Here is a 25,908-nt window from a genome sequence, read left to right as displayed (position 1 = left end):
GTCAGGCGGCGCCGCGGCGCCGGGCGCCGGCTCGCCGGACGAGCACCACGACGGTGACGACGACGGCCGACAGGAAGCCGACCACGGGCAGCGCAAGGAACGCGACGGCGCCCCCCACGATCTTGCCGGCGTTGGCCGCGAACTGCTTGCCCACGCCGAACCTGACGCCCTCGCCCTCGCAGGTCACCTGGTACGTCGCGGCCTTCGGCACGCCGACGTCGAACAGCAGCTCCCACGTCGTGCCGTTCACCGAGACGGTCTGGGACGCGGCGGGCTTGGTCAGCGTGACGGACGGGTCCTGGCCGTCCCCCACCTGGCACTGCACGTTGGTCGGCTGGTCGGCCGCGGCGTAGATCGCCGGCTTGTCCCGCGGGTCGAGCGCGACGCTCACGGTCTGGCCGCTCGCGAACGTCGTGGCCGGCGCGGTGTCGTCGATCGTGGAGAAGATCCCTCCCGCGAGGCCGCCGACGCCGGCGACCACCAGGACGACGAACAGCGCCCAGGCCAGGAAGATCCACAGGAGCCGGGGACGGACGGGACCGGCCGCCTGCGGAGGGCCGTACCCGGGCGCGCCGTACGGGCCGTACGACGGCGGGAAAGCGGGGGTGGGCCCGTACTGCTGCCCGGGGGTCGCGTTCCGCGGCAGCCGGACGGTGGCGTCGGCGGGCCCCTGGGGGAAGTTCTCGCTCATGGGGGAAGCTTCGCGTATGTCACTTGTAGGGGATTTGCAGTCCGCTTGCCCCGGCTGCCCATCGTGTTATCGCACGCTGCGGGGTGGTAGCCGTAGACTTGGCACTCGGGAACACAGAGTGCCAGGCTTTGTGTTTCCCAAGCACAGGAGGTGACACCTTGCTCGACGACCGCAAGCTCGCCGTTCTGCGCGCCATCGTCGAGGACTACGTGTCCACCAACGAGCCGGTGGGCTCCAAGGCCCTCGCCGACAGGCACAACCTCGGCGTCTCGCCCGCCACCATCCGCAACGACATGGCGGCGCTGGAGGAGCAGGGGTACATCGCCCAGCCCCACACCAGCGCGGGCCGGGTGCCGACCGACAAGGGGTACCGCCTGTTCGTCGACCGGCTCTCCCAGATCAAGCCGATGTCGGGCGCGGAGCGGCGGGCGATCGAGACCTTCCTGGCCGGGGCCGTGGATCTCGACGAGATCGTCATGCGGACCGTGCGGCTGCTCGCGCAGCTCACCCGCCAGGTCGCGGTCGTGCAGTACCCCTCGCTGACCAGGTCGTCGGTGCGCCACGTGGAGATCGTCCCGCTGGCGGCCCGCCGTGTGATGCTCGTGCTGATCACCAACACCGGCCGGGTAGAGCAGCGCGTCGTCGACCTGCCCGAGGAGGTGGGCGACGAGCGCATCGCGAACCTGCGCGGCATCCTCAACGGCTGCCTGGACGGCTGCGGCCTGTCCAGCGTGCCGGAGACCGTGGCCGACGTCCCCGACCGGCTGCCGCCTGAGGATCGGCAGGTGGCCGCGACGATCCTGTCCGTCCTGCTGGAGACGCTCGTCGAGCGGCACGAGGAGAAGATCGTCTTCGGCGGCACGGCCAACCTCGCGGCCGCCGACTTCAGCGTGGGGCTGCGCGACGTGCTCGAGGCGCTGGAGGAGCAGGTCGTCCTCATCCGCCTGCTGGGAGAGACCCACGGCATGTCCGAGCTCACCGTGAGGATCGGCTCGGAGAACCCCTACAGCGGCCTCCGCGGCACGTCCATCGTCGCCGCGGGGTACGGTTCGGGCGACAAGGAACTGGCTCGGCTCGGAGTGCTGGGCCCGACACGAATGGACTATCCGGTGACGATGGGTGCGGTCCGCGCGGTGGCGCGTTACGTCGGCCAGATCCTGGCGGGGTCATAAGTGTCCAACGACTACTACGCGACTCTCGGCGTGCGTCGCGACGCCAGCCAGGAAGAGATCAAGAAGGCGTACCGCCGCCTCGCCCGAGAGCTGCACCCGGACGTCAACCCCGACCCGGAGACCCAGGAGCGGTTCAAGGAGATCACCCAGGCGTACGAGGTGCTGTCCGACGCGAGCAAGCGCCGGATGTACGACCTCGGGGCCGACCCCTTCGGTGGCGGCGCGGGCGCCGGGGCCGGCGGGTTCGGCGCGGGCTTCCCGTTCAGCGACATCATGGACGCCTTCTTCGGCTCGGCCGGGACGGCCCGCGGCCCGCGCTCCCGCGCCCGGCGGGGGCGCAACGCCACCATCCGGGTCGAGCTCGACCTGTCGGAGGCCGCGTTCGGCACCACGCGGGAGATCGTCGTGGACACCGCCGTCCTGTGCGAGGTCTGCCAGGGCTCCGGGGCCGCCGCCGGCACCCACCCCGACACCTGCGACATGTGCCACGGCCGCGGCGAGGTCTCCCAGGTCACCCGCTCGTTCCTCGGCCAGGTCATGACCTCCCGGCCGTGCCCCCAGTGCGGCGGGTACGGCAGCGTCATCCGCCACCCCTGCATGGAGTGCTCCGGCGAGGGCCGGGTCAGGACCCGCCGCACGATCAAGGTGCGGATCCCGGCCGGCGTCGAGGACGGCACCCACATCCAGCTCGCGGGCGAGGGCGAGATCGGCCCCGGCGGCGGCCCTCCGGGGGACCTGTTCCTCGAGATCGTCGAGCGGCCCCACGCGATCTTCGAGCGGCGCGGCGACGACCTCCACTGCACCGTGCACATCCCGATGACGGCGGCCGCCCTGGGCACCTCGATCTCGATCGAGACGCTCGACGGGCCCGAGGACATCGACGTGCGCCCGGGCACGCAGGCCGGCCAGGTCATCCCCCTGTACGGCAAGGGCGTCCAGCGCCTCAACGAGAACGGCCGGGGCGACCTGCTCATCCACGTGAACGTCGAGACGCCGACCAAGCTCGACCCGCCGCAGGAGGAGCTGCTCAAGGAGCTCGCCAAGCTGCGCGGGGAGGAGCGCCCGCCCGGGAAGTTCTCCCCCGGCCAGCAGGGCTTCTTCTCGCGGCTCCGCGACGCCTTCAACGGCCGCTGACCCACGCGCGGGCCACGGGCCGGTGGCCCCGGGGTGAGGAGGTGGCATGAGCGAGCGGAGCGAGCGAATCGGTAGGCACTGCGCGTTTCGCGAATGCGGCTCCGAGCCGTCAGGCGAGGAGGTGGCATGAGCGTTCCCGTGTTCCTGGCCGGCGCGGCCGCCCTCGCGGCCGACCCGGTCGTCCTCGACGGCCCGGAGGGCCGGCACGCGGCGTCCGTCCGGCGGCTGCGGCCCGGCGAGCGCGTCGACCTGACCGACGGCGCGGGCCGGGTCGCCGAGTGCGAGGTGGTGGCCGCCGGCAAGGACGCCCTGACGGCCCGGGTGCTGCGCCGCTACGAGGTGGAGGCCCCGCGGCCGCGCCTGGTGGTGGTCCAGGGGCTGCCCAAGGGCGAGCGGGGCGAGCTCGCGGTCGAGATGATGACCGAGGCCGGGGTGGACGTGATCGTCCCATGGGCCGCCGCGCGCTGCGTGACGCAGTGGAAGGGCGACCGGGCGGCCAAGTCGCTCGCCCGCTGGCGGAGCACCGCACGGGAGGCCGCCAAACAGGCCCGCCGCTTCCACCTGCCGGAGGTGACCGAGCAGGCCGGCACGGCCCGGGTGCGGGAGCTGATCTCCGGCGCCGCGCTCGCCGTCGTCCTGCACGAGGAGGCCGCCGAGCCGCTCAGCGGGCTCACGCCGCCGAAGGCCGGCGAGCCGGGGGACGTCGTCGTCGTGGTCGGCCCCGAGGGCGGGATCACCGACGAGGAGATCGCGGGCTTCCGGGACGCGGGAGCCGTACCGGCCCTGCTGGGGCCGACCGTGCTGCGGACCTCGACCGCGGGCATCGCCGCCGCGGCCGTGCTCCTGGCCCGCTGCGGCCGCTGGTAGGCCACGCCGCCCACAAAACGGGCGGGCTCGGCGGTCTTCAGGACACCGGTGACGAGGCCGAGTCGGGCGCCGCCGGAGACGGCGAGGGCGTCGGCGTGACGGTCGCGCTCGGCGAGGACGGCGCTCTCTAGGACGCCGGCGTCGAGGCCGAGTCGGGCGCCAACGAGTCGCTCGCCGTCGGGGACGGCGAGGGCGTCGGCGAGACGGTCGCGCTCGCCGGAGCCGACGGGGTCGCGGTGGACGCGGGCGGCTGGGACGACGGCGGCGGGGTCTGCGCGGGCGCGCAGGAGGGGCCGTTCGTCGTCTCCGGCTCGACCACCCCGGCGCTCGGGACGGGCGTGGCGCAGGGATCGGACCTGCTCGGGGTGGGCTTGGGGCTCGCCCCGGCCTTGTGCGTGGGGGGCGGCGTCGGGTGCTGCGTCCCGTGCGTCGCCCCGGTGGTGGGGACGACGACCTGGTGCGTCGCCCCGGGTACCGGGGGACGCTGGATCGAGGAGGTGTCGGGTTGCTGGTTGCCGTCGGCTCCCACCTGCGAGATGCCGGTGGACTGGGCCACCTGGGTGCGCAGGTCGGGGACGAGCATGACGACCGTGCCCGCGACCAGGACGGCCCCGGCCACGGACGCGCCGACGCGCCACCACATCACATTCCGCAGGCCGCGCAGTCCCCGGTTCTCGATGCGCGTGCGGATGATCTCCAATCCTTCGGGAGACGGCACGACCGAGTCCGCCTCCGCGCGCAAGGCACGGCGCAGCAGGTCGCCGTACTCGTCGTCGGGCGGGAAGGTCATGAGAACTGCTCCAGTGCCATGCGTAGTGCGGCCATGCCGCGGGCCGTGTGACTCTTCACCGCGCCCTTGCTGATCCCCATCGCGTGCGCGATCTCGGCCTCGGACAGGTCGCCGTAGTATCGCAGCACCAGCGCCTCGCGCTGCCGGGTGGGCAGGCTGCGCAGCGCCTCGATGACGGCCGACCGCTCCAGCTCGCCGATGGCGCCGTTCTCGGCGCTCGGCGCGTCCGGCAGCCCCTTCGGCGCGTACTTCTCGACGACCGCGCGATGACGCAGCACCGAACGGGATCGGTTGACGACCGACTGGCGAAGGTAGGCCAGTGCCTTGTCGGTGTCCCTCAGCCTGCGCCAGGCGCCGTGAATGGCGACGAACGCGTCCTGAACGACTTCCTCCGCGCTGGCCACATCGCGCACCAGCAGCACCGCGAGACGCACCAACGACCGATAGTGGGCGCTGTAGAGCGCCGTCACGGCCATGTCGGCATCCCACCCGACGGGCACCGTCCCCAACGACCTGTCGGCCACGAGGGTCTCGGTGGTCACATCAATAGGACGCTCGTCATTCCCGGGGGGTTTACGTTCTTCCGAATCATTAGGGGGCATGACCCAGTGGTGTCCTCGCCCGGCACTAGGGGTGGTTTCTGGTGCAGTGTCGCACACTCACATTAGCCCGCGGGATCTTTACCGTCATCACCGATCGGCAACGGCTAGTCTTTCGCACGTGAGCGACTGCCTGTTCTGCAAGATCGTGGCCAAGGAGGTGCCCGCGGACATCGTCCTGGAGGCCGGCCGGGCGCTGGCCTTCCGCGACATCAACCCGCAGGCCCCCACCCACGTCCTCGTCGTGCCGAAGGCCCACCACGAGAACGCGGCCGCCCTCGCGGCGGCCGACGACGGCCTCGCCGACGACCTGCTCAAGGCCTGTCACGCGGTGGCCGTGCAGGAGGGTGTGGCGGACACGGGATACCGGGTGGTCCTCAACACGGGCCCCGGGGCGGGGCAGACCGTCTTCCACGTCCACGCCCACGTCATCGGCGGCCGGAGCCTCACCTGGCCTCCGGGCTGAGCGGCTAGCATTAGAGGGAATCAAAGGGAGGCGATCAGGGCCGTAACGGCCGCCCATGTCCGAGTCAGTACACACCCACAGGACCCAGGCCAAGGTAGTCATCCCCGAGGGGCAGGCCATGGTCAGCCTCCTCGGCTCGCGTGACGAGCTTCTCCGGGTCATCGAGAACGCCTTCGACGCCGACATCCACGTCCGCGGCAACGAGATCACCATCACGGGCAGCCCCGAGGAGAGCGGCGTCGTCGTGCGCCTGTTCGAGGAGCTGGTCGAGCTGGTCGGCTCGGGCGCCGAGCTCACCCCCGACGCCGTGGAGCGCAGCATCTCGATGCTGCGGATGACCGGCGGCGACCGTCCGGCCGAGGTCCTCTCGCTGGACATCCTGTCGGCCCGCGGCCGCACGATCCGTCCCAAGACCCTCAACCAGAAGCGGTACGTCGACGCGATCGACCGGCACACCATCGTCTTCGGCATCGGCCCGGCGGGCACCGGCAAGACCTACCTCGCCATGGCCAAGGCCGTGAAGGCCCTGCAGAACAAGCGGGTCAACCGGATCATCCTCACCCGCCCCGCGGTGGAGGCCGGCGAGCGGCTCGGGTTCCTGCCCGGCACGCTCTACGAGAAGATCGACCCGTACCTGCGCCCCCTGTACGACGCGCTGCACGACATGCTCGACCCCGACTCGATCCCCCGCCTCATGGCCGCCGGGACGATCGAGGTCGCGCCGCTGGCGTACATGCGCGGGCGCACCCTGAACGACGCCTTCATCATCCTCGACGAGGCGCAGAACACCTCGCCCGAGCAGATGAAGATGTTCCTCACCCGCCTGGGGTTCAACTCGAAGATCGTGGTCACCGGCGACGTGACCCAGATCGACCTCCCCGGCGGCCAGGAGAGCGGCCTCAAGGTCGTCCAGCACATCCTCGAAGGCATCGAGGACATCCACTTCAGCCGTCTCACCAGCGCCGACGTGGTCCGTCACAAGCTGGTCAGCGACATCGTCGACGCGTACGGCCGCTACGACGCCGCCATGGCGTCCGAGCCGCGCGCGATCGCCAAGCGCCAGCGGGGCCGGCGATGAGCGGGCGGCCCCGTACGGGTGAGGAGACCCCGTGAGCATCGAGGTGGCCAACGAGTCCGGCGTCGCGGTCGACGAGTCGGCGCTGGTCGAGCTGGCCGGGCTGGTGCTCGGCCGGATGGGTGTCAACCCGCTGGCCGAGCTGTCGATCCTGGTGATCGACGAGGCGGCCATGGCCGAGCTGCACGAGCAGTGGATGGGCGAGCCGGGCCCGACCGACGTCCTGGCGTTCCCCATGGACGAGCTGCGGCCCAACAGCGGCGGCCGCGAGGAGGACCCCTCCCCGGACCCGGCGCTGCTCGGCGACGTGGTGCTCTGCCCGCAGGTCGCGGCCAAGCAGGCGGCCGACGCCGGGCACGGCCCGCAGGACGAGCTGGAGCTGCTGTGCACGCACGGCATCCTCCACCTGCTGGGCTACGACCACGCCGAGCCCGAGGAGCACGCCGAGATGTTCGGCCTGCAGGACCAGCTCCTCGAGGCATGGCGGGAGGCGCGGCGGAAGCCGTGAACAACGGCTGGCTGCTGTCCGCCGTCGTCCTGATCGGGGTCGGCGGCCTGCTGGCGAGCGCGGAGACGGCCCTCACCCGGATCTCGCGGGTGCGGGCCGAGGAGTTCGTCAAGGAGGGCAGGCGAGGAGCCGGGCGGCTCCAGGCGATCGTCGCCGACCCGCCGCGCTACCTCAACCTGCTGCTCCTGCTGCGGCTGAGCTGCGAGCTCGTCGCCACCGTCATCACGACGCTGCTGTTCATCGACTGGCTGGGCGACCGCGGCCGCGCGTACGCCGCGGCGGCCGTCGTCATGATCCTGGTCAGCTACGTGATCGTGGGCGTCTCGCCGCGTACGCTCGGCCGCCAGCACGCCGAGCCGATCGCCCTGGCCGCCGCGCCCGTCGTGTACGGCCTGACCCGCATCTTCGGCCCGCTGCCCAAGCTGCTGATCCTGCTGGGCAACGCGCTCACGCCGGGGCGGGGCTTCCGGGAGGGGCCGTTCACGTCGGAGGCCGAGCTGCGCGACCTGGTCGACCTCGCCGAGCAGCGCAGGGTGATCGAGCCGGACGAGCGCGAGATGATCCACTCGGTCTTCGAGCTCGGCGACACGCTGGTCCGCGAGGTCATGGTGCCCAGGACCGACATGGTCTTCATCGAGCGCGGCAAGAACCTCAGCCAGGCGCTCTCGCTGGCCCTGCGCAGCGGGTTCTCCCGCATCCCGGTGGCCGGGGAGAACGAGGACGACGTCGTCGGCATCGCCTATCTCAAGGACATCGTCCGGCGGATGCAGGACACCGGCGACTCGACGGCCAGGATCGACGAGCTCATGCGCCCCGCGACGTACGTGCCGGAGAGCAAGCCCATCGACGAGTTGCTGCGCGAGATGCAGGCGCGGCAGATCCACCTCGCCATCGTCATCGACGAGTACGGCGGCACGGCCGGCCTCGTGACGATCGAGGACGTGATCGAGGAGATCGTCGGGGAGATCGCCGACGAGTACGACCAGGAGGCCCCACGGGTCGAGTGGCTCGACGACGGCGCGGCGCGGGTGACCGCCCGCCTGCCGGTCGACGAGCTGGCCGAGCTGTTCGGCACCGAGATCGAGGTCGACGACGTCGACACGGTCGGCGGCCTGCTGGCCCACGCGCTCGGCCGCGTGCCGATCGCCGGGTCGGAGGCGACGATCGCGGGCCTGCGGCTGACCGCGGAGAACCTCGCAGGCCGCCGGAACCGCATCAGCACGGTTGTGGTGCGCCGCTTGGAGCCGTCCGCCGCGGACGACGAGGTCGTGGGCGCCGCCGCCGACCACGAGTGACCACCCGGCCGGTGATGATCGATTCGCGCTGATCCGAATGTCTGGTTGTGACATTTCCGGATATGTAAGCTGACCGCTCATGGCGATCTTCCGGGTGCTTGGAGCGTTTCACGCGATCGGCGCGACCGGGCCGGTCGACCTCGGGGGACCGCGGCAGAGATCGGTCCTCGCGCGCCTGCTCGTGGCCGGCGGGCAGGTCGTCCCGGTCGAGCGCATGATCGACGACCTGTGGCACGAGCAGCCGCCGCCGAGCGCGCTCGCCTCGGTCCAGGCGTACGTCTCCAACCTGCGCCGGGCTCTGGAGCCGGAGCGGACCGCGCGCACGCCCGCCCGCGTCCTGGTCACCGTGCCGCCGGGCTACGCGCTGCGCAGCGAGGACGTGGACGCCTGGCGGTTCGACGAGCTGGCCCGCCGGGGCGCCCGGGCGGCGGCCGAGGGCGATCCCCGGGCGGCGCTGCGCCTGCTCGACGAGGCGCTGGCCCTGTGGCAGGGCCCGGCGTACGCGGAGTTCGCGACGGCGGATTGGGCGACGACGGAGATCGGCCGCCTGGAGGAGCTGCGCGCCACGGCGGCCGAGCAGCGCGCCGAGGCCGCGCTGGCCCTCGGCGCACCCGGACCGGTCGTCGCCGACCTGCGCGGCCTCCTCGCCGGCCACCCGCTGCGGGAGGAGGCCTGGCGGCTGCTCGCGCTCGCCCTGTACCGGCAGGGCCGGCAGGGGGACGCGCTCGTGGCGCTGAGGGAGGCGCGGGGGGTGCTCGCGGAGGAGCTGGGCGTGGATCCGGGGCCGGCCCTGCAGCGGCTGGAGGCGGACATCCTCGCCCAGTCGCCCACGCTCGACCTCCGCCCGCTTCCCGCCGCCGCACCCCTCGCCGAGGCCGCTGACATTCGAGCGGACATTCAGGAGGCGGCCGAGGACCACGCCGCGCGCGGCGGGGACGGCCCCGGCGCGGCCGTCCCGGGCTCCGGGCCGCTCACATGGGAGGCCACAGGCCGGGAGAGCGTACAGGAGCGGGACGCGGCGGGGCGCGAGGGCGCAGGCCCCGCGCAGGAGCGGAGTCCGGCGAGGAGCGAAAGCGCACAGGAGCGGAGTCCGGCGGGGAGCGAAAGCGCACAGGAGCGGGACCAGGTGGGGCGCGAAAGCGGACGGATCGCGGCCGAGCCCGCGGCCCGGGAACGGCTCTTCGGGCGGGAGGACGAGCTGGCCCGGCTGCTCGCCTTCCTCCGGGGGATCGCGCTGGTCACGGGCGAGGCGGGCATGGGCAAGTCGGCGCTCGTCGAGGCGGCGGCCGTACGGCGGGCCGAGCAGGGCTGGCGGGTCGCGGTGGGACGGTGCCCGGAGACGGGCGGCGCCCCGCCCGGATGGGCCTGGGCGGAGATCCTGCGCACGCTGACGGCGGCCGTGCCCCCGCGGGACGCCCTCGCCCCGCGGATCCAGCGGCTGCTCGACGACGCGGCGGGGCACGACCAGCCGTCCGGGACCGACCTGACGGCGGAGCGGTTCCGGCTGCGCCGGGCCCTCGCGGCGTACCTCGCGGAGGCGGCGCGCCCGGCCCCGCTGCTGCTGATCCTGGACGACCTGCACCGGGCGGACGACGAGACGCTGGCCGTGCTGGTCCACCTCGCCGCCGACCTCGCCGGCGCGCCGGTGGTCGTGGCCGGGACGGCGCGGGAGGAGGAGTCCGGCCGGCTGGCCGAGACCGCCGCCGCGCTCGCCCGCCACGAGCCGCTGCGGATCTCCCTGACCGGTGTCGGCCGGGAGGCGGCGGCCGCCCTGCTGGCCGAGGTGTCCGGGGCCGAGGTCTCGGCGGCCACGGCGGCGGCCGTCGCCGACAGGACGGGCGGCAACCCCTTCTTCCTCCGCGAGACCGCCCGGCTGATCGCGGCGGAGGGCGAGGAGACGGCGGCGTCCGTCGTCCCGGCGGGCGTGCGGGACGTGCTGCGCCGCCGGTTCGGCCGCCTGCCGGTGCCCGCGCAGACGGTGCTGCGCGAGGCGGCCGTGATCGGGAGGGACGTCGACGTCGACGTGCTCGCGTCGGTCAACGGCGGCGGGGACGAGGCGGTCGTCGAGGCGGTCGAGGCCGCGCTCATGGCCGGGCTGCTCGTCGAGCCCGAGGACGGCGGCCTCCGGTTCGCGCACGCCCTCGTCCGCGACACCCTGTACGACGACATGTCGCGCCTGCGGCGGGCCCGCGTCCACGGCCGGGTCGCCGCGGCGCTCGAACGGCTCCGCCCCGACGAGGTGGCGGCGCTGGCGCACCACTACGCGTCCGGCGGGGAGCCGGCCCGGGCGGCCCACTACGCCGCGCTGGCGGCCGAGCGGGCCGAGCTGCGCTTCGCCTACCGGGAGGCGGCGGCGCTGTGGGGACGGGCGATCGAGCTTGGCGGCCGCGAGGACCTGGAGCTGATCATGCGGCGGGTCCGCGCCCTCGCCCTGGGCAACGAGCTGGCCGCGGCCCGCGAGATGCGGGAGCGGGCGATCGCGCTGGCCGTGCCGCAGGGGGATCCCGAGCTGACGGCGCGGGTGGTCGGCGCCTTCGACGCGCCCGCCCTGTGGAGCACTCGGGACTACGGCGTGGTCTCCCTCGAGGTCGTCCGGGTGATCGAGGAGGCCCTGGCCGCGCTGCCGCCGGGCGACGGCGCCGCCCGGTGCGCGCTGCTCACCTCGCTCGCCTTCGAGCTGGAGGGGGAGGAGACGGAGCGGGGCGCGCGGGCGGCCGCCGAGGCCCTGGACATGGCCAGGCGGCTGGGCGACCCCGAGGCCGTGGCCAAGGCCCTCAACGCCCGCACCTTCCACACCTTCAGGGACGGCGGGCTGGCCGAACGGCGGCGGTACGGGACCGAGTTGCTCGACCTCGCCGGCGAGCACGGGCTGGCGATCGCCGAGGTGGTGGCCCACCTGATCCTCATGCAGCAGGCGACCGGCAGCCTCGACTGGGCGCGGGCCGACCTGCACGCCGGCGAGGGCGGGCGGCTGGCGGAGCGGTACGACATGACGATGCCGGGCTCGCTGGTGACGTTCTACCGGGCCTACCGGCGGGCCGTCGCCGGCGAGTACGCCGAGGCCGAGCGGCTCTACCGGGAGGGCGCCCGGGCACACGCGCGGGTGGGGGCGTGGCGCTTCGAGGTGGGCCTGTCGTACATGTCCCGGTACTGCCTGGCCCTGCTGCGCGGCGACGTCGCCGGACTGGTGCCGGAGGCCGAGGTCGTGGCGCGCTACTGGGACGTGGCCGCCGAGCCGTACGCGCTCGCCCTGGCGGCCGCGGGCCGCACGGAGGAGGCGCGGCGGGCGGCCGGACGGCCCGCGAGGATCAGGCCCGACTATTACGCCCGGTTCTTCCTGGTGGTGCGCGGGCTGCTGGGCGTCGCGATCGGCGACAAGGAGCGGGCCGAGGAGGCGTACGGCGCGCTCGCGCCGTACCCGGAGGACCCGGTGACGCAGGGCACCGGGCTGCTGCCGCTGTGGCCGGTCGCGCAGGTGCTCGGCGACCTCGCGGTCTTCCTCGGACGGCCCGGCGAGGCGGCCGGGCGCTACCGCCTCGCGCTGGAGGTGGCCGGGCGGGTGGACGCCCCGGTGTGGGCGGAGGCGGCGCGGCGGGGACTGGCGGCCGTCGCGGAGCCGGAGTGACCGAGGGTCAGGGGCGCGCCGGCACCACCCTGCGGACGACGCCCGCCCCCGGTCCCCGTTCGAGCAGCACCCATTCGGTCACGTCGAGGCGGTACAGCCGCTCGCCCGGCGACAGCGGTACGGGCCGGGGCGCGGGGGAGCCGGGGGGAAGCTCCCGCGCCGCGGCGGTGAACGCGACGACCTCGAAGCCGTCGGCCACGACGCACCCGGCGACCCGGCTGTCGGACCGCAGGTCGCGGGCGTGGGGGAGGTCCGGGCCGGACACGAAGTAGAGCCGGTCGGGAGAGAAGGTCGCCTGGTACCCGAGCGTGCACATCGAGGGCGAGCCGTCGGGCCGCAGGGTGGCGAGGTGCATGAGCGTGCCCCGGACGAGGATCTCGTCCAGGCGCCGCTCGAGTTCGCTGGTCATCCCGACATGCTGGCCGCCGCCGGTTGGAGGCTCCTTGGGCGGCCGCGGCGGGGCGTGTGCAAGCCGCCTTCAAGTGTTCTGCAAGTGCGGGAGGCCACTGTTGAACCGGCGCCCGGGAGGGGTTCGGGGCGCTGGAAGGGGAGTCCGGGGCGCCGGGAGGGGTTCGCGGCGCGCCGGTCGCTCTCTGGGGGAACTGTGGTCGGTACGGGCTCTCACCATCCGGGTGAGAGCCCGTATTGATTGGGGCGCGTACCGCTCGGTCACGGCACGTGATTGCCGTGCGCCGCCCAAGGGAAGGACAACCCTCGGCAACGGACGCTCGACGGAGAGTGTCCGCCCGGCCGCCTCGCGCGGCCGTGGGGGCGAGGGGTGGGATGCGGATGACCGGCATGCGGTGCGCGGGTTCGCGGCTCGTCCGCGCCGCGGTCGCGGGTGGCCTGCTCACGGCGACGGGGGCCTGCGGCGCGGGCCTGCCGACGTACGCCTCGGCCCGGGCGACCGCCCAGGCCGTCGAGTTGCGCACACTGCTGTCGGCGCTGGACGAGCTGCCCGAGGGCCTGTCGGCCCGCGTCCGGTCCCCGTGGCGGCCGCCGTTCCGCCCGCGCGGGCACGACTGCCGGGCCGTCTTCGACGCCGTGTCCGGGCGGCCCCCGCGCGAGGGCCTCGCCGGCACGACGGCCGCGACGTTCGAGGGCGCGCACGTGGGGGAGCTGGCCGGGGTCGGCCTGGCGGCCTACGAGGGGAGCGAGGCGTCCGGGCCGTTCGAGGAGCTGCGCGAGGCCATGGACGGCTGCGCCGCCGTCGAGCGCGACACCCCGGCGGAGGCCGACAGCCTGGCCGCCGCCGACCTGCCGATGCCTCCCGTCGGGGACGAGTCGGCCGCCCGCAGGCTCGTCGGCCGGGTCGGCGGCTACCCGTACGAGATGCAGTTCGTGGTGCTTCGCGCCGGGCACGCGCTCGTCGCGGTCGTGCACGCCGGGCTCACCCCTCCGGACGCCCGTCTCACGCGGGCGCTGGCAGATGTGCTGGCCCGTGAGGTCGGTACCCTTGAGCCGTGACACATGCGCTCGACCCCGAGGATCAGAAGATCATCACGCTGGCCCGCTCGGCCCGCGCCCGCAACGGCTCGCCCGAGGGGGCCGCGGTGCGCGACGAGACCGGCCGGACGTACGCCGCGACCGGGGTCGCGCTCCCCTCGCTGCGGCTGACCGCCCTGCAGGTCGCGGTCGCGATGGCGGTGTCCGGCGGCGCGTCGTCCCTGGAGGCGGCGGCGATCGTCGGCGACGCCGACGACCCCGACGAGAAGGACCTCGCGGTCGTGGAGGACCTGGGCAACGGGACGCTGTTCCTGGCCGCCCCCGACGGCACCGTGAAGGGCCGGTACATCTGACGTGAGCCCCGATTTCCGCGCCGGGTTCGCCTGCTTCGTCGGCAGGCCGAACGTCGGCAAGTCGACGCTGATGAACGCCCTGGTCGGCACCAAGGTCGCCATCACCTCCTCCAAGCCCCAGACCACCCGAAGGGCCGTGCGCGGCATCGTCCACCGGCCGGAGGCCCAGCTGGTGATCGTCGACACGCCCGGCTTCCACCGCCCCCGTACGCTGCTGGGCGAGCGGCTCGACAGCCTCGTGCTGTCCACGCTCACGGAGGTCGACGTGATCGGCTTCTGCGTCCCGGCGAACGAGCCGATCGGCAAGGGCGACCGGTTCATCGTGGACAAGCTCGCCGCCGTGAAGAAGACGCCGGTCGTGGCCGTCGTGACCAAGTGCGACCTGGCCACCCGGGAGCAGATCGCCGGGCAGCTGCTCGCCGTGTCCGCGCTCGCCTCCTTCGAGGAGATCGTCCCGGTGTCGGCCGAGAGCGGCGAGCAGCTCGACGTGCTCGCCGACCAGCTCGTCGCGCGCCTGCCGGAGTCGCCGCCCCTGTACGCGGGGGGCGAGCTGACCGACGAGCCGGAGCAGGTGCTGGTCGCCGAGCTGATCCGGGAGGCCGCGCTGGAGGGTGTCCGCGACGAGCTGCCCCACTCGATCGCCGTGGTCGTGGAGGAGATGGCCCCCCGGGAGGGCCGCGACGACCTGCTCGACGTCTACGCGTTCATGTACGTCGAGCGGCCGTCGCAGAAGGCCATCGTGATCGGCCCCGGCGGCGCCCGGCTCAAGGACGTCGGCAGCCGCGCCCGGCAGCAGATCGAGGCGCTGCTCGGCACTCGGGTCTACCTGGACCTGCGGGTCAAGGTCGCCAAGGAGTGGCAGCGCGACCCCAAGCAGCTGCGCCGCCTCGGCTTCTACGACTGACACCCGTCCCGCCGGCTGCCGGTCACCGGCGGCGGAGGAACGCGGCGGCGGCCAGGACCGCCACCGCGATCGAGGACAGCAGGCCGGCGAACCAGCCGTACTGGATCGAGGGGTGCACGCTCACGACCCCCGGGATGCGGAAGGCGAGCCGCCCGGCCAGGTCCTGCGGGTCGGTGAGGAACATCGCCAGCGCGAAGGCCGCCACAGCCCCGGGCAGGATGGCGAAGCCCGTGAACAGCCAGTTGCGCACCGCGCCGAGCACCCCGAGCAGCATGGCCGCGATCCCGGCGCCCATGACGAACCAGCCGGAACCGGCGTCGACGCCCCGCACGGCCCGGGTCAGCTCGGCGTCCAGCACGCTGACCTCGGCCGTGACGCCCGCCCAGGGCAGCAGTGCGGTGACGGCCAGCGCGAGGCCCGTGACGATCACGCCGACGGCCAGCAGGACGCTGCAGGCGCTCCTGCCGCCGGGGGTTCCGTGGAGCGGCGGGGTGAGTTCCGGCACGATCACCAGGCTACGGCGTGCTGCCGGTAAGACGCCGCATGCGGCCCGGCGCGCCCCTTTTCTCCTGACTCTTCACACGCTCGGGACCACCGCATCCCGTCAGGCGAGCGGGTCGTACTGGAACGCCCGGACCTCCTGCGAGCAGCGGCAGGAGGCCGCGATCTTCTGCGCCCACTCCAGCGCCGCCTCGCGGGAGGGCAGGTCCAGGATGGTGTACCCGCCGTTCAACTGCGTGGTCTGCGGATAGGTGCCCTCCGTCACCGTGCCGTCACCGGCCACGAGGACGGGGTCGACGTCTTCGTCTATCCCGCCGCCGAAGACGTACACGCCGGCGTCCTTGGCCTCCTGAATCACCGCGTGGGAGTCGCGTACCACGTCGGGAAAGTCCTCCTCCGAGATCACCATGGCGGCGCTGGGGAAGGAGATGAGAAAGTGCGTCATCCCACGATCCTGCCGTGAACCCGGTGATCTCGTCGAGGTGTTCCTCGATCAGCGCTTCCCGGCCTTCCCCGCGCGCAGGGTCATCGGGAGGATCATCCACGCGTTCCTAGACCGCCATGTGGAGCGCGGCGTCCTCGGCCCGCTCGAGCCTCTCACGCAGCCGTACGGCGTCTTCGGCGACGGCCGAGGCCAGCGCGCCCGGCCCGGCGAGCGGGAGCGCCGCCCAGCCGTCCCCCAGGGCGGCCGCCCGTTCGTCCTTCCCGTCGCCCGGCGCCGGAGGGGCGAAGGCCGGTCCGGCCAGCAGTGTCGAGCCCACGCAGCGGGCGTCGCCGTACACGGCCGGGCTGCCGTCGACCGCGGCGTCGCCCACGAGGAGGTCCTGCCGCAGCAGCGGGCGCCCGGCCACGGTGACGTCGATCCGGGTGTGGCAGCGGCCGGGCCGCTCCCCGTGCCGTCCGAAGACGATCTCCTCGCGCCAGAACACGGTCGCGCCCGGCGCGAGCGAGAGCCGTACGACCAGGCGGTGGTCGCATCCGGCGGCGAGCACGGTCGGCTCGGGGGAGAAGCGCAGCGCCGCGCCCTCCGCTACGCGGGCGCGCACGACCATGACGGAGTGGCCCGGCACGGCGCCGGGCAGGACGAGCGTCGCCCCGACGGAGCGGACCTCCAGCGACGTGCCCGCGGCGACGTCGACGTCCAGGGCCAGCCGGTCGCCCCCGAGCGGACCGGCCCCGGTCGAGACGAGGTGGACGCGTTCCGGCCCGGTCCTGCGGAGGGTGAGCGGAGGGTCGGAGCGCATCGTCTCCAGCACCGTACCCCCGCCCCGGGCGGCCGCGGTCCTGATCAGCGCCCGCGCCGCCACCCCCGAGGCGGGAACCGGGTCCGGTCGTGCCACGGCGGTCAGGAGGCGGGGGCGGACGGCACGTGCTCGTGGGAGTGGGGACGCCCCGGCTCGCCGTGGTCGTGCTGCCAGGCGCCCACCATGGCCGTGACCCATTCGGCGACCGAGTGGGCGCCCCTGTCCTCCCGGATGGAGGTGAACAGCACCGGCTTCGTCTCCCGTACGGCCGCCGCGTCGCGGGACATCACGGTCAGGTCGGCGCCCACCAACGGCGCGAGGTCGGTCTTGTTGACCACGAGGAGGTCGGCGGAGGTGACCCCGGGCCCGCCCTTGCGGGGCACCTTGTCGCCGCCGGACACGTCGAGGACGAAGATCTGCCGGTCCGCGAGGCCGCGGCTGAACGTGGCGGTGAGGTTGTCGCCCCCGCTCTCCACGATCACCAGGTCGAGCGGGCCGAACCGCTCCTCCAGCGTCTCGACCGCGTCGAGGTTGGCCGCGATGTCGTCCCGGATCGCCGTGTGGGGGCAGCACCCGGTCTGGACGGCGAGGATGCGCTCGGGATCGATCACCCCGGCGCGGCGCAGGAAGTCGGCGTCCTCGGTCGTGTAGATGTCGTTCGTCACGACCCCCAGCCGCATCGAGGGGCCGAGGCTGCGGCACAGGGCCGCCACGAGGGCGGTCTTGCCGCTGCCGACCGGCCCGCCGATGCCGAGGCGGAGCGCGCGACCGTGCGGTTCCGCGGCGTCGTGGAGGTCGTCGTGGTGAGCACCCATATGGTGGACCTGTCCTTTGCTCGGGAGCCGTCGGACGGCTCGGGACGTCAGGAGACGAACAGCTTCATCGCGTTCTTCAGATGGCCCTCCGCGAGGAGGTCGAGCATCGGTGCGGCGTGGCCGGGCAGCGCCGGCCAGCCCGACCCCCTCGGCCCGGCCGGGAAGTCCGGGTCCAGGGGATCGGCGGTGAGCGGATCGCCGCCGTCCGCGTCCCCAGGTCCCGCGTCCACAGGCCCGGCGTCCCCGAGCCCCGTGTCCACGACCCCCGCGTCCATCACCACGGCGTCCATCAGGGACGCGCAGGCGGCGTGCGCGGCGTCGTTGAGCGCCGGGGCGAGGTCGGCGAGCAGCCGGTGCACGGTGACAGGGTCGAGCCCGAGCAGCCGCACGGCGGCGGTGGCCGGGCCGGTCACCGAGGAGTACGCGGCCGCGAGCGCCGCCTGGTACGGCTCGCAGCCCGCCGCGGCCGCCGCGGCGCCCAGCGCGATCGGATGGTGCGGCCCCTCCGGCACGGCGGCGGCGAGGGCGTCGAGGACCGGCGACGGCCACATCCGCCGGGCCGTGCGCAGCAGGAGCCGGCCCTGGGTGCGGGCGGCCTGCCGCTGCGCGGGCGACGCGGTGCGCGCGTCGGCCTCCGCGTCGAGCCGCCGCCACGGCTCGGCCGGATCCCCGGCGTCCTCGCCCGGCCGCGCCTGGACGAGGTGCCCGAGGCCGAGCCGCCGAGGCTGCTCGCCCTCGACGCCGCCCGCCGGGCGCGCGGTGGCGGCGAGCTCGCAGGCCGCGGCGGCGAGGGCGGCGGCGACGAGCCCCGTGGTGGCGAGCCGGCCCCGGAGGAACCGCGCCAGGTCCTCCGGGCCCGTGATCGTGCCCAGCCGCACCGCCTCCTCGGCGCCGCCCGAATGGGCGTGGCCTCCGGCGGGCAGCCGGGAGTCGGCGAGCAGGAGGAGCGCCGCGTCCCCCGGCGTCCCGCTGTGCGCGTGGCCGTCCCCGTACGACCTGTCGTGCATCAGGCTGTCTCCTCCCGCGCCGTTCCTCGTGTCATGCGCCCGCTCAGAAGAGGAAGTACCGCTGCGCCATCGGCAGCTCCTCGGCCGGGGCGGGCTCGATCAGCTCCCCGTCCACCCGTACGGCGAACGTGTCGGGGTCCACCCGGATGTCGGGCAGCGCGTCGTTCAGCGGCATCGCGTCCTTGCGGCGCGCCCGCACGTCGGCGACCGGCACGAGCCGGCGCGCCACGGCGAGGCGGCCGGCCAGGCCGTCCTCCACCGCCAGCGGCGCGACGAAGTGCACCGACGTGGCCGCGGCGGTCACCGGCGCCGCGCCGAACATGGGCCGGGGCAGCACCGGCTGGGGCGTCGGGATCGAGGCGTTGGCGTCGCCCATCTGGGCGTAGGCGATGACGCCGCCCTTGACGACGAGGTCGGGCTTCACCCCGAAGAACGCCGGGCTCCACAGCACCAGGTCGGCGAGCTTGCCCACCTCGACCGACCCGATCTCCCCGTCGAGCCCGTGGGCGACGGCCGGGTTGATCGTGTACTTGGCCACGTAGCGGCGGGCGCGGAGGTTGTCGGCCGGGTACGCGCCGTCGCCCGGCAGGGCGCCCCGCCGCCGCTTCATGACGTGGGCCGTCTGCCAGGTGCGGATGACGGTCTCGCCCACGCGGCCCATGGCCTGTGAGTCCGATCCGATCATCGAGATCGCGCCGATGTCGTGCAGCACGTCCTCGGCCGCCATCGTCGAGGGCCGGATGCGGGACTCGGCGAACGCCAGGTCCTCCGGGATCGACGGGTTGAGGTGATGGCACACCATGAGCATGTCCAGGTGCTCGTGGTGGGTGTTGACGGTGTGCGGCCGGGTCGGGTTCGTGGACGACGGCAGCACGTTGGCGTGCGAGGCCACCGTGATGATGTCGGGCGCGTGGCCGCCCCCGGCGCCCTCGGTGTGGTAGGCGTGGATGCCCCGGCCCGCGATGGCCGCCAGCGTGGACTCCACGAACCCGGCCTCGTTCAGCGTGTCCGTGTGGATGGCCACCTGGACGCCCGTGGCGTCGCACACGCGCAGGCACGCGTCGATGGCGGCGGGGGTGGTGCCCCAGTCCTCGTGCAGCTTGAAGCCGGAGGCGCCCGCCCTGAGCTGTTCGAGCAGCCCCTCCTCGCTGACCGTGTTGCCCTTGCCGAGCAGGGCCACGTTGACCGGGTACGCGTCCAGGGACTCCAGCATCCGGGCCAGATACCAGGTCCCGGTGACGGTGGTGGCCTTCGTGCCCTCGGCCGGCCCGGTCCCGCCGCCGACGATCGTGGTCACGCCGGACGCGAGGGCCTCGTCGAGGATCTGGGGACAGATCAGGTGGACGTGGGAGTCGACGGCGCCGGCCGTGACGATCTTCCCGTTGCCGGACAGGATCTCGGTCGACGGGCCGATGACCAGATCGGGGTGGACGCCGTCCATCGTGTCGGGGTTGCCGGCCTTGCCGATGGCGACGATGCGGCCGTCGCGCACACCGATGTCGGCCTTGACCACGCCCCAGTGGTCGAGGATCACCGCGCCCGTGATCACGAGGTCGGCGGCGCCCTCGGCCCGGGTGGTGCGGGCCTGGCCCATCGACTCGCGGATCACCTTGCCGCCGCCGAACACGGCCTCGTCGCCCGCCCCGGCCGGCCCCACCGACAGGTCCTCGGTGACCTCGATGAACAGGTCGGTGTCGGCCAGGCGGACCCGGTCGCCGGCCGTCGGGCCGTACAGCGCCGCGTAGCGGGAGCGCTCGATGCTCGTCATTCCCCACCTCCAGCGGTACCGGGGGCCCGGCTTCCCTCCGGCGGTCCCGCGTCGACCGGGCCGGCCCACTCCGGGCGCAGGCCCGGCACGACCCGCGCCCCCGCCAGCGGCACGAGCGTCACGTCGCGCTCGACGCCGGGCTCGAACCGGACGGCCGTGCCGGCCGGGATGTCCAGGCGGGTGCCCCACGCGGCCGCGCGGTCGAACTCGAGGCCGGGGTTGGCGGCCGCGAAGTGGTAGTGCGACCCCACCTGGACCGGGCGGTCGGCGGTGTTGACCACGCGGAGCGTGACCCGCTCGCGGCCGGGGTTCAGCGGCACGTCCCCCTCGCCGTACAGGATCTCGCCGGGGTTCATGCGATCGGGTTGTGGACGGTGACGAGCTTGGTGCCGTCGGGGAAGGTGGCCTCGATCTGGACGGACTCCAGCATTTCGGGCACGCCCTCCATGACGTCCTCACGGCGCAGGACCTTGCGCCCGGCGTCCATCAGGTCGGCCACGGTGCGGCCGTCCCGGGCGCCCTCCAGCAGAAAGGACGCGATGACCGCGGTCGCCTCGGGATGGTTGAGGCGCAGGCCGCGCTCCTTGCGGTCGCGGGCCACGCCCGCGGCGACGTGAATGAGCAGGCGTTCCTGTTCGTGTGGAGTGAGCCGCATGGCGGGACGATAGGTAACCGGCGTTTCTCTCGCGTTACCTGCTGATTTCGTACGTGTATCGGGGCGGACGTGAGCCTTCGCTCATGAGTTGTTAACGTGTCAGATCTTATCGGGAAATCTATCGCGCTCACCTTGACGGCAGACGGATCGGCGCGGGGGCCGTAGGCAAGGAGGAGCAATTGCGGAATTCGGCCTGGCGTATCGGAACCGCGGCGGCGGTTCTCGCGATGGCGTTGGCGGCCTGCGGCGGGCAATCGTCGACGACGGCCGGCGGATCCTCGTCGGGAGGCGGAAACACGATAAAGGTCGGCATTCTCCACTCACTGAGTGGGACGATGGCGATCAGTGAGGTGACGGTGAAGGACGCCGAACTCCTGGCGATCGACGAAATCAACGCGGCCGGCGGCGTGCTGGGCAAGAAGATCGAGCCCGTTATCGAGGACGGCGCCTCCGACTGGCCCACGTTCGCGGAGAAGGCCACCAAGCTCATCGCGCAGGACCGGGTCGCGACCGTCTTCGGCGGCTGGACCTCGGCCAGTCGCAAGGCGATGCTGCCCGTGTTCGAGAAGCGCAAAGCCCTCCTGTGGTACCCGGTGCAGTACGAGGGACTGGAGAGCTCGCCGTACATCTTCTACACGGGTGCGACGACGAACCAGCAGATCGTCCCCGGCCTCGACTATCTCAAGGAAAAGGGGAAGAAGAAACTGTTCCTGGTCGGCAGCGACTACGTCTTCCCCCGGACCGCGAACAAGATTATCAAGGCGTACGCCGCGGCCAACGGAATGCAGATCCTCGGTGAGGAGTACACGCCGCTCGGCCACACGGAATACAGCACGCTGGTCAACAAGGTCATCGAGGCGAAACCCGACGCCGTCTTCAACACGCTGAACGGCGACAGCAACGTCGCTTTCTTCAAGCAGCTGAAGAGCGCCGGGGTCACGGCCGACCAGATGCCCGTGATGTCGGTGTCCGTGGCCGAGGAGGAGGTCAAGGGCATCGGCGTCGACAACATCGCCGGGCAGCTCGTGGCCTGGAACTACTACCAGACCACCGACACCCCGGAGAACCAGAAGTTCGTCGCCGCGTTCAAGGCCAAGTACGGCGCCGACAAGGTCACCTCCGACCCGATGGAGGCCGGCTACAACGCCGTCTACCTGTGGGCCGAGGCGGTCAAGAAGGCCGGGAGCACCGACGTCGAGGCGGTCAAGAAGGCCGCGGCCGGGGTCACGCTGGCCCGCCCCGAGGGCCAGGTGACCATCGACGGCGACAACCAGCACGTGTACAAGACGGCCAGGATCGGCGTGGTCCAGCCGGACGGCCAGATCAAGGAGGTCTGGAACTCCGGCAAGCCCATCAAGCCCGACCCCTACCTGAAGACGTACTCCTGGGCCGGCGGCCTCGTCTGACGAGGCGCCGCTCGGGCGGGCCCGGCCGCGCGCGGCGGCCGGGCCCGGAGTCCACGACGAAGGAGGGGACGACGGTGCGATCACCGATGACAGGCGACCGGAGCGGGCGAGAGGAGGGCACGACGTGGAGGGGGTGCTGAACCAGCTCCCTATCGGGCTGTCGATCGGGGCGGTCCTGCTGCTGATCGCCCTCGGGCTGACGTTCACGTTCGGCCAGATGGGCGTCATCAACATGGCCCATGGAGAGTTCATCATGGCCGGGGCGTACACGGCCTACCTGCTGCAGAGCGTGGGGTTCCTGATCGCCCTGCCGGCCGCGTTCGGCGTCGCGGGCGTGATGGGGCTCGTGCTGGAACGGCTGCTCATCCGGCACTTCTACGGTCGGCCGCTCGACACGCTGCTGCTCACCTGGGGAGTGAGCCTGGTGCTCCAGCAGGCGGCGCGGGACCTGTTCGGGGCGCCGAACGTGCAGGTCGTCTCGCCCACCTGGCTGCGCGGGGGCGTCGGGATCCTGCCGTACAACCGGCTGTTCATCATGGCGCTGGCCGTGCTGTCGGTCGTCGCGATCTGGGCGTACCTGCACCGGACCGGGCAGGGCCGGCGGATGAGGGCGGTCATGCAGAACCGCAGGCTCGCCGCGACCAGCGGCATCAACACCGGACGGGTCGACCAGGTGACGTTCTTCATCGGCTCGGGGCTCGCCGGGATCGCCGGGGTCGCCCTCACGCTCATCGGGCCGGTCGGGCCCACGCTCGGCACCTACTACATCGTGGACGCGTTCCTCGTCGTGGTGGCCGGCGGACTGGGCCAGCTCAAGGGCGCGGTCCTGGCCGCGCTCGGCCTCGGGCTGCTCAACTCCTACGCCGAGTTCTGGTCCGACGCCAGCCTCGCCAAGGTGATCGTCTTCGTGGCGATCATCGGGTTCCTCCAGCTCAGGCCGCAGGGCCTGTTCGTGCTCCGATCGAGGGCCCTGTCATGACCGCGTTCCAGGACTCCACGGTGGCCGCGCCGGCCGAGCCGCCCGCGCGTCCCGTCCCCGCCGAGCCCGCCCCGGCGCGCTGGACGCGCCTGCGCGGCCCGGCCGTCTTCACGGCCGTCGCCGTGCTGATGCTGGTGGTCGCCCCGCTCGCGCTGGAGCCGTTCCGGCTGGGGCTGCTCGCCAAGTACCTCTGCTACGCGATCGTGGCGCTCGGCATCGGGCTCACCTGGGGCCAGGGCGGGATGCTGACGCTCGGGCAGGGCGTGTTCTTCGGGCTCGGCGGCTACGCGATGGGGATGTACCTCAAGCTGCACGACGCGGGCGGCGACCTGCCCGACTTCATGGTCTGGAGCGGGGTGGACCACCTGCCCGCGCTCTGGCGGCCGTTCGGGAACCCGGTGTTCGCGCTGGCCATGGTCGTCGTGCTGCCGGTCGCCGTGGCGCTGCTGCTCGGCGTCCTCGTCTTCCGCCAGCGGGTCAGGGGCGCGTACTTCGCGATCCTCACCCAGGCGCTCGCCGCCGCGCTGGTGATCCTGCTGGTCGGCCAGCAGGGGCTCACCGGCGGCACCAACGGCCTGACCAACTTCTTCGACTTCTTCGGCAACGACGTCGCGGCCGACGGGACGCAGCGCGGCCTCTACGTGCTCGTCGCGGCCGTGCTCGGGGTCCTCTACCTGGGCGCCCGGCAGCTCGTCCGCAGCCGCTTCGGCCGGCTCCTGCTGGCGATCAGGGACGGAGAGGACCGGGTGCGGTTCCTCGGCTACGACCCGGCGGCGGTCAAGACCGTGACGTTCGCGATCTCGGCGGGCATGGCGGGCATCGCGGGGGCGCTCTTCGTGCCCGTCGTCGGGATCATCTCGCCGGCGCTGCTCGGCGTCGTGCCGTCGCTCGAACTGGTCGTCGGCGTCGCCGTCGGCGGCCGGTACGCGCTGGCGGGGGCGGTCCTCGGCGCCGTCGTCATGGGCTACGCCAAGACCTACTTCAGCGAGGAGCTGCCGGAGGCCTGGCTCTATCTGCAGGGCGCCCTGTTCATCCTCGTCATGACCCTGGCGCCGAAGGGCCTGACGGGCCTGGCCGTCACATTGTGGCGGTCCGTGACGCGAAGGAGGGCCGCCGCGTGACCGATGAGAGCGAGGACGTTCTGCTGGCCGTCACCGGCCTCGAGGTGGCCTTCGACGGCTTCAAGGCACTCGACGGGGTGGACCTGTCGGTCGGCCGGGGGGAGCTGCGCTTCCTCATCGGCCCGAACGGCGCGGGCAAGACCACGCTCATCGACGTCGTCACCGGCCTGACCCGGCCGACCGGCGGGTCGGTGCGGTTCGGGGACGAGGAGCTCGTGGGCCGCAGGGAGCACGAGATCGTGCGGCTCGGCGTGGGCCGCACGTTTCAGACGTCGGTGGTGTTCGAGGAGCTCACCGTGCTGGAGAACCTCGACCTCGCCGCGTCGTTCCGCCGCCCGCTGTGGTCGCTGCTGCGGCGCCGCCGCGGCGTCTCGGAGGCGGTGGAGCGAGCCCTGGAGACGACCGGGCTGCAGTCGCTGGCGTCGAGCAGGGCGGGGGTCCTGTCCCACGGCCAGCGGCAGTGGCTGGAGATCGGCATGCTGATCGCGCAGGAGCCGCGGCTGCTGCTGCTCGACGAGCCGGTGGCCGGCATGGCGCAGGACGAGCGCGCCCGGACCGGCGAACTGCTCACCCAGGTGGCGCGCGACCACACGGTGATCGTGGTCGAGCACGACATGGACTTCCTGCGGCGGTACGCCTCCATGGTGACCGTCCTGCACGAGGGCCGCGTGCTCATGGAGGGCTCGGTGGAGCAGGTCAGGGCCGACCCCCGGGTGCAGGAGATCTATCTGGGACGGGCGCGGGAGGAGGCCGAGGATGCTGTCCGTTGAGGGGCTCGAGGCGGGGTACGGCAGGGCGCGGGTGCTGTTCGGGGTGTCCCTGGAGGTGACCGAGGGCCGTCTCGTCTGCGTCATGGGCCGCAACGGCGTCGGCAAGACCACCCTGCTCAACACGATCATGGGCGTGCTCCCCGCGACGGCCGGCTCGGTGACGTTCGAGGGCAGGGACGTCACCCGCCTGCGGCCGGACGAGCGCGTGCGGCTCGGCATGGGCTACGTGCCCCAGGGCCACGAGACGTTCCCCCAGCTGACCGTGATGGACAACCTGATGGTGACGCTGGAGGCGTCCCCCCACCGGGACCCCACGGCGCTGGAGGAGGCCCTGGAGGTCTTCCCCCGGCTGAAGCCGCTGCTCAAACGGCCGGCGGGCTTCCTGTCCGGCGGTCAGCAGCAGCAGCTCGCCATGGCCCGCGCCCTGGTCACCCGGCCGAGGCTGCTGATCCTCGACGAGCCCACGGAGGGCATCCAGCCGTCCATCATCATCGAGATCGAGGAGGCGATCGAGCGGCTCCACGCGGCCGGCCTCGCCATGCTGCTCGTCGAGCAGTACCTCGACCTCGCCCTCAGGCTCGCCGACAGCTTCGTGATCCTCGACGCCGGCCGGGTCGCGCACTCCGGCGCCGCCGAGGAGCTGCGCGGGGAGCAGGTGCACCGGCTACTGGCCGTCTAGCGATTACCCTGTTTACTAGTAGGGATTAGGGGCTTAGG

28 protein-coding genes are annotated in these 25,908 nt (G+C 73.1%); 16 read left to right on the top strand and 12 right to left on the bottom strand.

The genetic code is table 11. The features are described 5' to 3' along the window. Nucleotide 1 precedes the first annotated feature (1 nt). On the bottom strand, nt 2-691 hold the full coding sequence (locus Mco01_RS03100; RefSeq protein ID WP_204055362.1) for a hypothetical protein: 690 nt from the start codon (nt 689-691) through the stop codon (nt 2-4). Between the two features lie 158 nt (nt 692-849). Between Mco01_RS03100 and hrcA the strand changes: the two genes are divergently transcribed. The 3 genes from hrcA to Mco01_RS03085 all read left to right on the top strand — a co-directional run bounded on the left by hrcA (nt 850) and on the right by Mco01_RS03085 (nt 3,864). Beyond that, nucleotides 850-1,863 carry a heat-inducible transcriptional repressor HrcA gene (hrcA, locus tag Mco01_RS03095; protein WP_036322295.1) on the top strand — a complete coding sequence of 338 codons (1,014 nt, stop codon included), beginning with the start codon at nt 850-852 and terminating at the stop codon, nt 1,861-1,863. After that, a complete protein-coding gene (gene dnaJ, locus Mco01_RS03090; protein WP_036322294.1) occupies nt 1,864-2,997 on the top strand; it encodes a molecular chaperone DnaJ in 1,134 nt (377 codons plus the stop codon). A gap of 126 nt (nt 2,998-3,123) precedes the next feature. Then, complete coding sequence (locus Mco01_RS03085; RefSeq protein WP_204055361.1) at nt 3,124-3,864, top strand: 16S rRNA (uracil(1498)-N(3))-methyltransferase; 741 nt, start codon at nt 3,124-3,126, stop codon at nt 3,862-3,864. A gap of 127 nt (nt 3,865-3,991) precedes the next feature. Here Mco01_RS03085 and Mco01_RS03080 read toward each other — a convergent pair whose 3' ends face one another. Together Mco01_RS03080 and Mco01_RS03075 are read right to left on the bottom strand one after the other, a co-directional pair. Continuing rightward, nucleotides 3,992-4,654 (bottom strand): hypothetical protein, encoded by a 663-nt coding sequence (locus tag Mco01_RS03080; RefSeq protein ID WP_204055360.1) that lies wholly within the window; start codon nt 4,652-4,654, stop codon nt 3,992-3,994. Further along, nucleotides 4,651-5,130, bottom strand: coding sequence for a SigE family RNA polymerase sigma factor (locus tag Mco01_RS03075; RefSeq protein WP_051458094.1), 480 nt, complete (start codon nt 5,128-5,130; stop codon nt 4,651-4,653). The genes Mco01_RS03080 and Mco01_RS03075 overlap by 4 nt, the downstream gene beginning before the upstream one ends. Before the next feature lie 244 nt (nt 5,131-5,374). Between Mco01_RS03075 and Mco01_RS03070 the strand changes: the two genes are divergently transcribed. From Mco01_RS03070 to Mco01_RS03050, 5 genes are all read left to right on the top strand, one after another. Beyond that, nucleotides 5,375-5,719: an HIT domain-containing protein gene (locus Mco01_RS03070; RefSeq protein WP_239103293.1), complete on the top strand. Its 345-nt coding sequence runs from the start codon at nt 5,375-5,377 to the stop codon at nt 5,717-5,719. 55 nt (nt 5,720-5,774) lie between these two features. Next, on the top strand, nt 5,775-6,797 hold the full coding sequence (locus tag Mco01_RS03065) for a PhoH family protein (RefSeq protein ID WP_204055358.1): 1,023 nt from the start codon (nt 5,775-5,777) through the stop codon (nt 6,795-6,797). Nucleotides 6,798-6,828: 31 nt separating this feature from the next. Next, nucleotides 6,829-7,302, top strand: a complete 474-nt coding sequence (gene ybeY / locus Mco01_RS03060) for an rRNA maturation RNase YbeY (RefSeq protein ID WP_204055357.1) — start codon at nt 6,829-6,831, stop codon at nt 7,300-7,302. Beyond that, complete coding sequence (locus tag Mco01_RS03055) at nt 7,275-8,597, top strand: hemolysin family protein (RefSeq protein WP_204055356.1); 1,323 nt, start codon at nt 7,275-7,277, stop codon at nt 8,595-8,597. The genes ybeY and Mco01_RS03055 overlap by 28 nt, the downstream gene beginning before the upstream one ends. A gap of 79 nt (nt 8,598-8,676) precedes the next feature. Then, nucleotides 8,677-12,222: an ATP-binding protein gene (locus Mco01_RS03050; RefSeq protein WP_204055355.1), complete on the top strand. Its 3,546-nt coding sequence runs from the start codon at nt 8,677-8,679 to the stop codon at nt 12,220-12,222. 7 nt (nt 12,223-12,229) lie between these two features. Here Mco01_RS03050 and Mco01_RS03045 read toward each other — a convergent pair whose 3' ends face one another. Further along, entirely contained in the window at nt 12,230-12,631 is a 402-nt protein-coding gene (locus tag Mco01_RS03045) for a pyridoxamine 5'-phosphate oxidase family protein (RefSeq protein ID WP_204055354.1), read from the bottom strand. A gap of 380 nt (nt 12,632-13,011) precedes the next feature. Here Mco01_RS03045 and Mco01_RS03040 point away from each other — a divergent pair, with 380 nt between their 5' ends. From Mco01_RS03040 to era, 3 genes are read left to right on the top strand one after another with little or no spacing between them, the layout of a single operon-like run. Further along, complete coding sequence (locus Mco01_RS03040) at nt 13,012-13,689, top strand: hypothetical protein (RefSeq protein WP_204055353.1); 678 nt, start codon at nt 13,012-13,014, stop codon at nt 13,687-13,689. Then, nucleotides 13,686-14,021, top strand: coding sequence for a cytidine deaminase-like protein (locus Mco01_RS03035; RefSeq protein ID WP_204055352.1), 336 nt, complete (start codon nt 13,686-13,688; stop codon nt 14,019-14,021). The genes Mco01_RS03040 and Mco01_RS03035 overlap by 4 nt, the downstream gene beginning before the upstream one ends. 1 nt (nt 14,022) lies before the next feature. Next, the gene (gene era / locus Mco01_RS03030; protein ID WP_204055351.1) at nt 14,023-14,925 is read left to right on the top strand and encodes a GTPase Era; all 903 of its coding nucleotides are present in this window, start codon (nt 14,023-14,025) and stop codon (nt 14,923-14,925) included. A gap of 22 nt (nt 14,926-14,947) precedes the next feature. On the opposite strand, the gene Mco01_RS03025 is transcribed toward era, so the two are convergent. The 8 genes from Mco01_RS03025 to Mco01_RS02990 all read right to left on the bottom strand — a co-directional run bounded on the left by Mco01_RS03025 (nt 14,948) and on the right by Mco01_RS02990 (nt 20,915). Continuing rightward, nucleotides 14,948-15,430 (bottom strand): hypothetical protein, encoded by a 483-nt coding sequence (locus Mco01_RS03025; RefSeq protein ID WP_204055350.1) that lies wholly within the window; start codon nt 15,428-15,430, stop codon nt 14,948-14,950. A gap of 99 nt (nt 15,431-15,529) precedes the next feature. Then, nucleotides 15,530-15,871 carry a YciI family protein gene (locus Mco01_RS03020; protein WP_204055349.1) on the bottom strand — a complete coding sequence of 114 codons (342 nt, stop codon included), beginning with the start codon at nt 15,869-15,871 and terminating at the stop codon, nt 15,530-15,532. Nucleotides 15,872-15,977: 106 nt separating this feature from the next. Further along, on the bottom strand, nt 15,978-16,766 hold the full coding sequence (locus Mco01_RS03015; protein ID WP_204055348.1) for an urease accessory protein UreD: 789 nt from the start codon (nt 16,764-16,766) through the stop codon (nt 15,978-15,980). Between the two features lie 5 nt (nt 16,767-16,771). Further along, nucleotides 16,772-17,485 carry an urease accessory protein UreG gene (ureG, locus tag Mco01_RS03010; RefSeq protein WP_204055347.1) on the bottom strand — a complete coding sequence of 238 codons (714 nt, stop codon included), beginning with the start codon at nt 17,483-17,485 and terminating at the stop codon, nt 16,772-16,774. A gap of 47 nt (nt 17,486-17,532) precedes the next feature. After that, a complete protein-coding gene (locus tag Mco01_RS03005; RefSeq protein ID WP_204055346.1) occupies nt 17,533-18,492 on the bottom strand; it encodes an urease accessory protein UreF in 960 nt (319 codons plus the stop codon). A 43-nt stretch (nt 18,493-18,535) separates the two neighbouring features. Then, on the bottom strand, nt 18,536-20,260 hold the full coding sequence (locus Mco01_RS03000; RefSeq protein WP_204055345.1) for an urease subunit alpha: 1,725 nt from the start codon (nt 20,258-20,260) through the stop codon (nt 18,536-18,538). Beyond that, the gene (locus Mco01_RS02995) at nt 20,257-20,616 is read right to left on the bottom strand and encodes an urease subunit beta (protein ID WP_204055344.1); all 360 of its coding nucleotides are present in this window, start codon (nt 20,614-20,616) and stop codon (nt 20,257-20,259) included. The genes Mco01_RS03000 and Mco01_RS02995 overlap by 4 nt, the downstream gene beginning before the upstream one ends. Next, on the bottom strand, nt 20,613-20,915 hold the full coding sequence (locus Mco01_RS02990) for an urease subunit gamma (protein ID WP_036322270.1): 303 nt from the start codon (nt 20,913-20,915) through the stop codon (nt 20,613-20,615). The genes Mco01_RS02995 and Mco01_RS02990 overlap by 4 nt, the downstream gene beginning before the upstream one ends. 227 nt (nt 20,916-21,142) lie before the next feature. On the opposite strand from Mco01_RS02990, the gene urtA reads away from it, so the two are divergent. From urtA to urtE, 5 genes are all read left to right on the top strand, one after another. Beyond that, nucleotides 21,143-22,321, top strand: a complete 1,179-nt coding sequence (gene urtA / locus Mco01_RS02985; protein WP_204055343.1) for an urea ABC transporter substrate-binding protein — start codon at nt 21,143-21,145, stop codon at nt 22,319-22,321. A gap of 124 nt (nt 22,322-22,445) precedes the next feature. After that, the gene (urtB, locus tag Mco01_RS02980) at nt 22,446-23,300 is read left to right on the top strand and encodes an urea ABC transporter permease subunit UrtB (protein ID WP_204055342.1); all 855 of its coding nucleotides are present in this window, start codon (nt 22,446-22,448) and stop codon (nt 23,298-23,300) included. Beyond that, entirely contained in the window at nt 23,297-24,421 is a 1,125-nt protein-coding gene (gene urtC / locus Mco01_RS02975) for an urea ABC transporter permease subunit UrtC (protein WP_204055341.1), read from the top strand. The genes urtB and urtC overlap by 4 nt, the downstream gene beginning before the upstream one ends. After that, a complete protein-coding gene (urtD, locus tag Mco01_RS02970; RefSeq protein WP_239103292.1) occupies nt 24,418-25,191 on the top strand; it encodes an urea ABC transporter ATP-binding protein UrtD in 774 nt (257 codons plus the stop codon). Before urtC ends, urtD begins: the two co-directional genes overlap by 4 nt. Further along, nucleotides 25,178-25,870, top strand: a complete 693-nt coding sequence (urtE, locus tag Mco01_RS02965) for an urea ABC transporter ATP-binding subunit UrtE (protein WP_036322264.1) — start codon at nt 25,178-25,180, stop codon at nt 25,868-25,870. The genes urtD and urtE overlap by 14 nt, the downstream gene beginning before the upstream one ends. Nucleotides 25,871-25,908 lie beyond the last annotated feature (38 nt).

This window comes from Microbispora corallina, from assembly GCF_016863035.1.
GTDB classification, from domain to species: domain Bacteria; phylum Actinomycetota; class Actinomycetes; order Streptosporangiales; family Streptosporangiaceae; genus Microbispora; species Microbispora corallina.
Note: the sequence above shows the minus strand (reverse complement) of the source record. Positions and strands in the feature narration are given on the sequence as shown.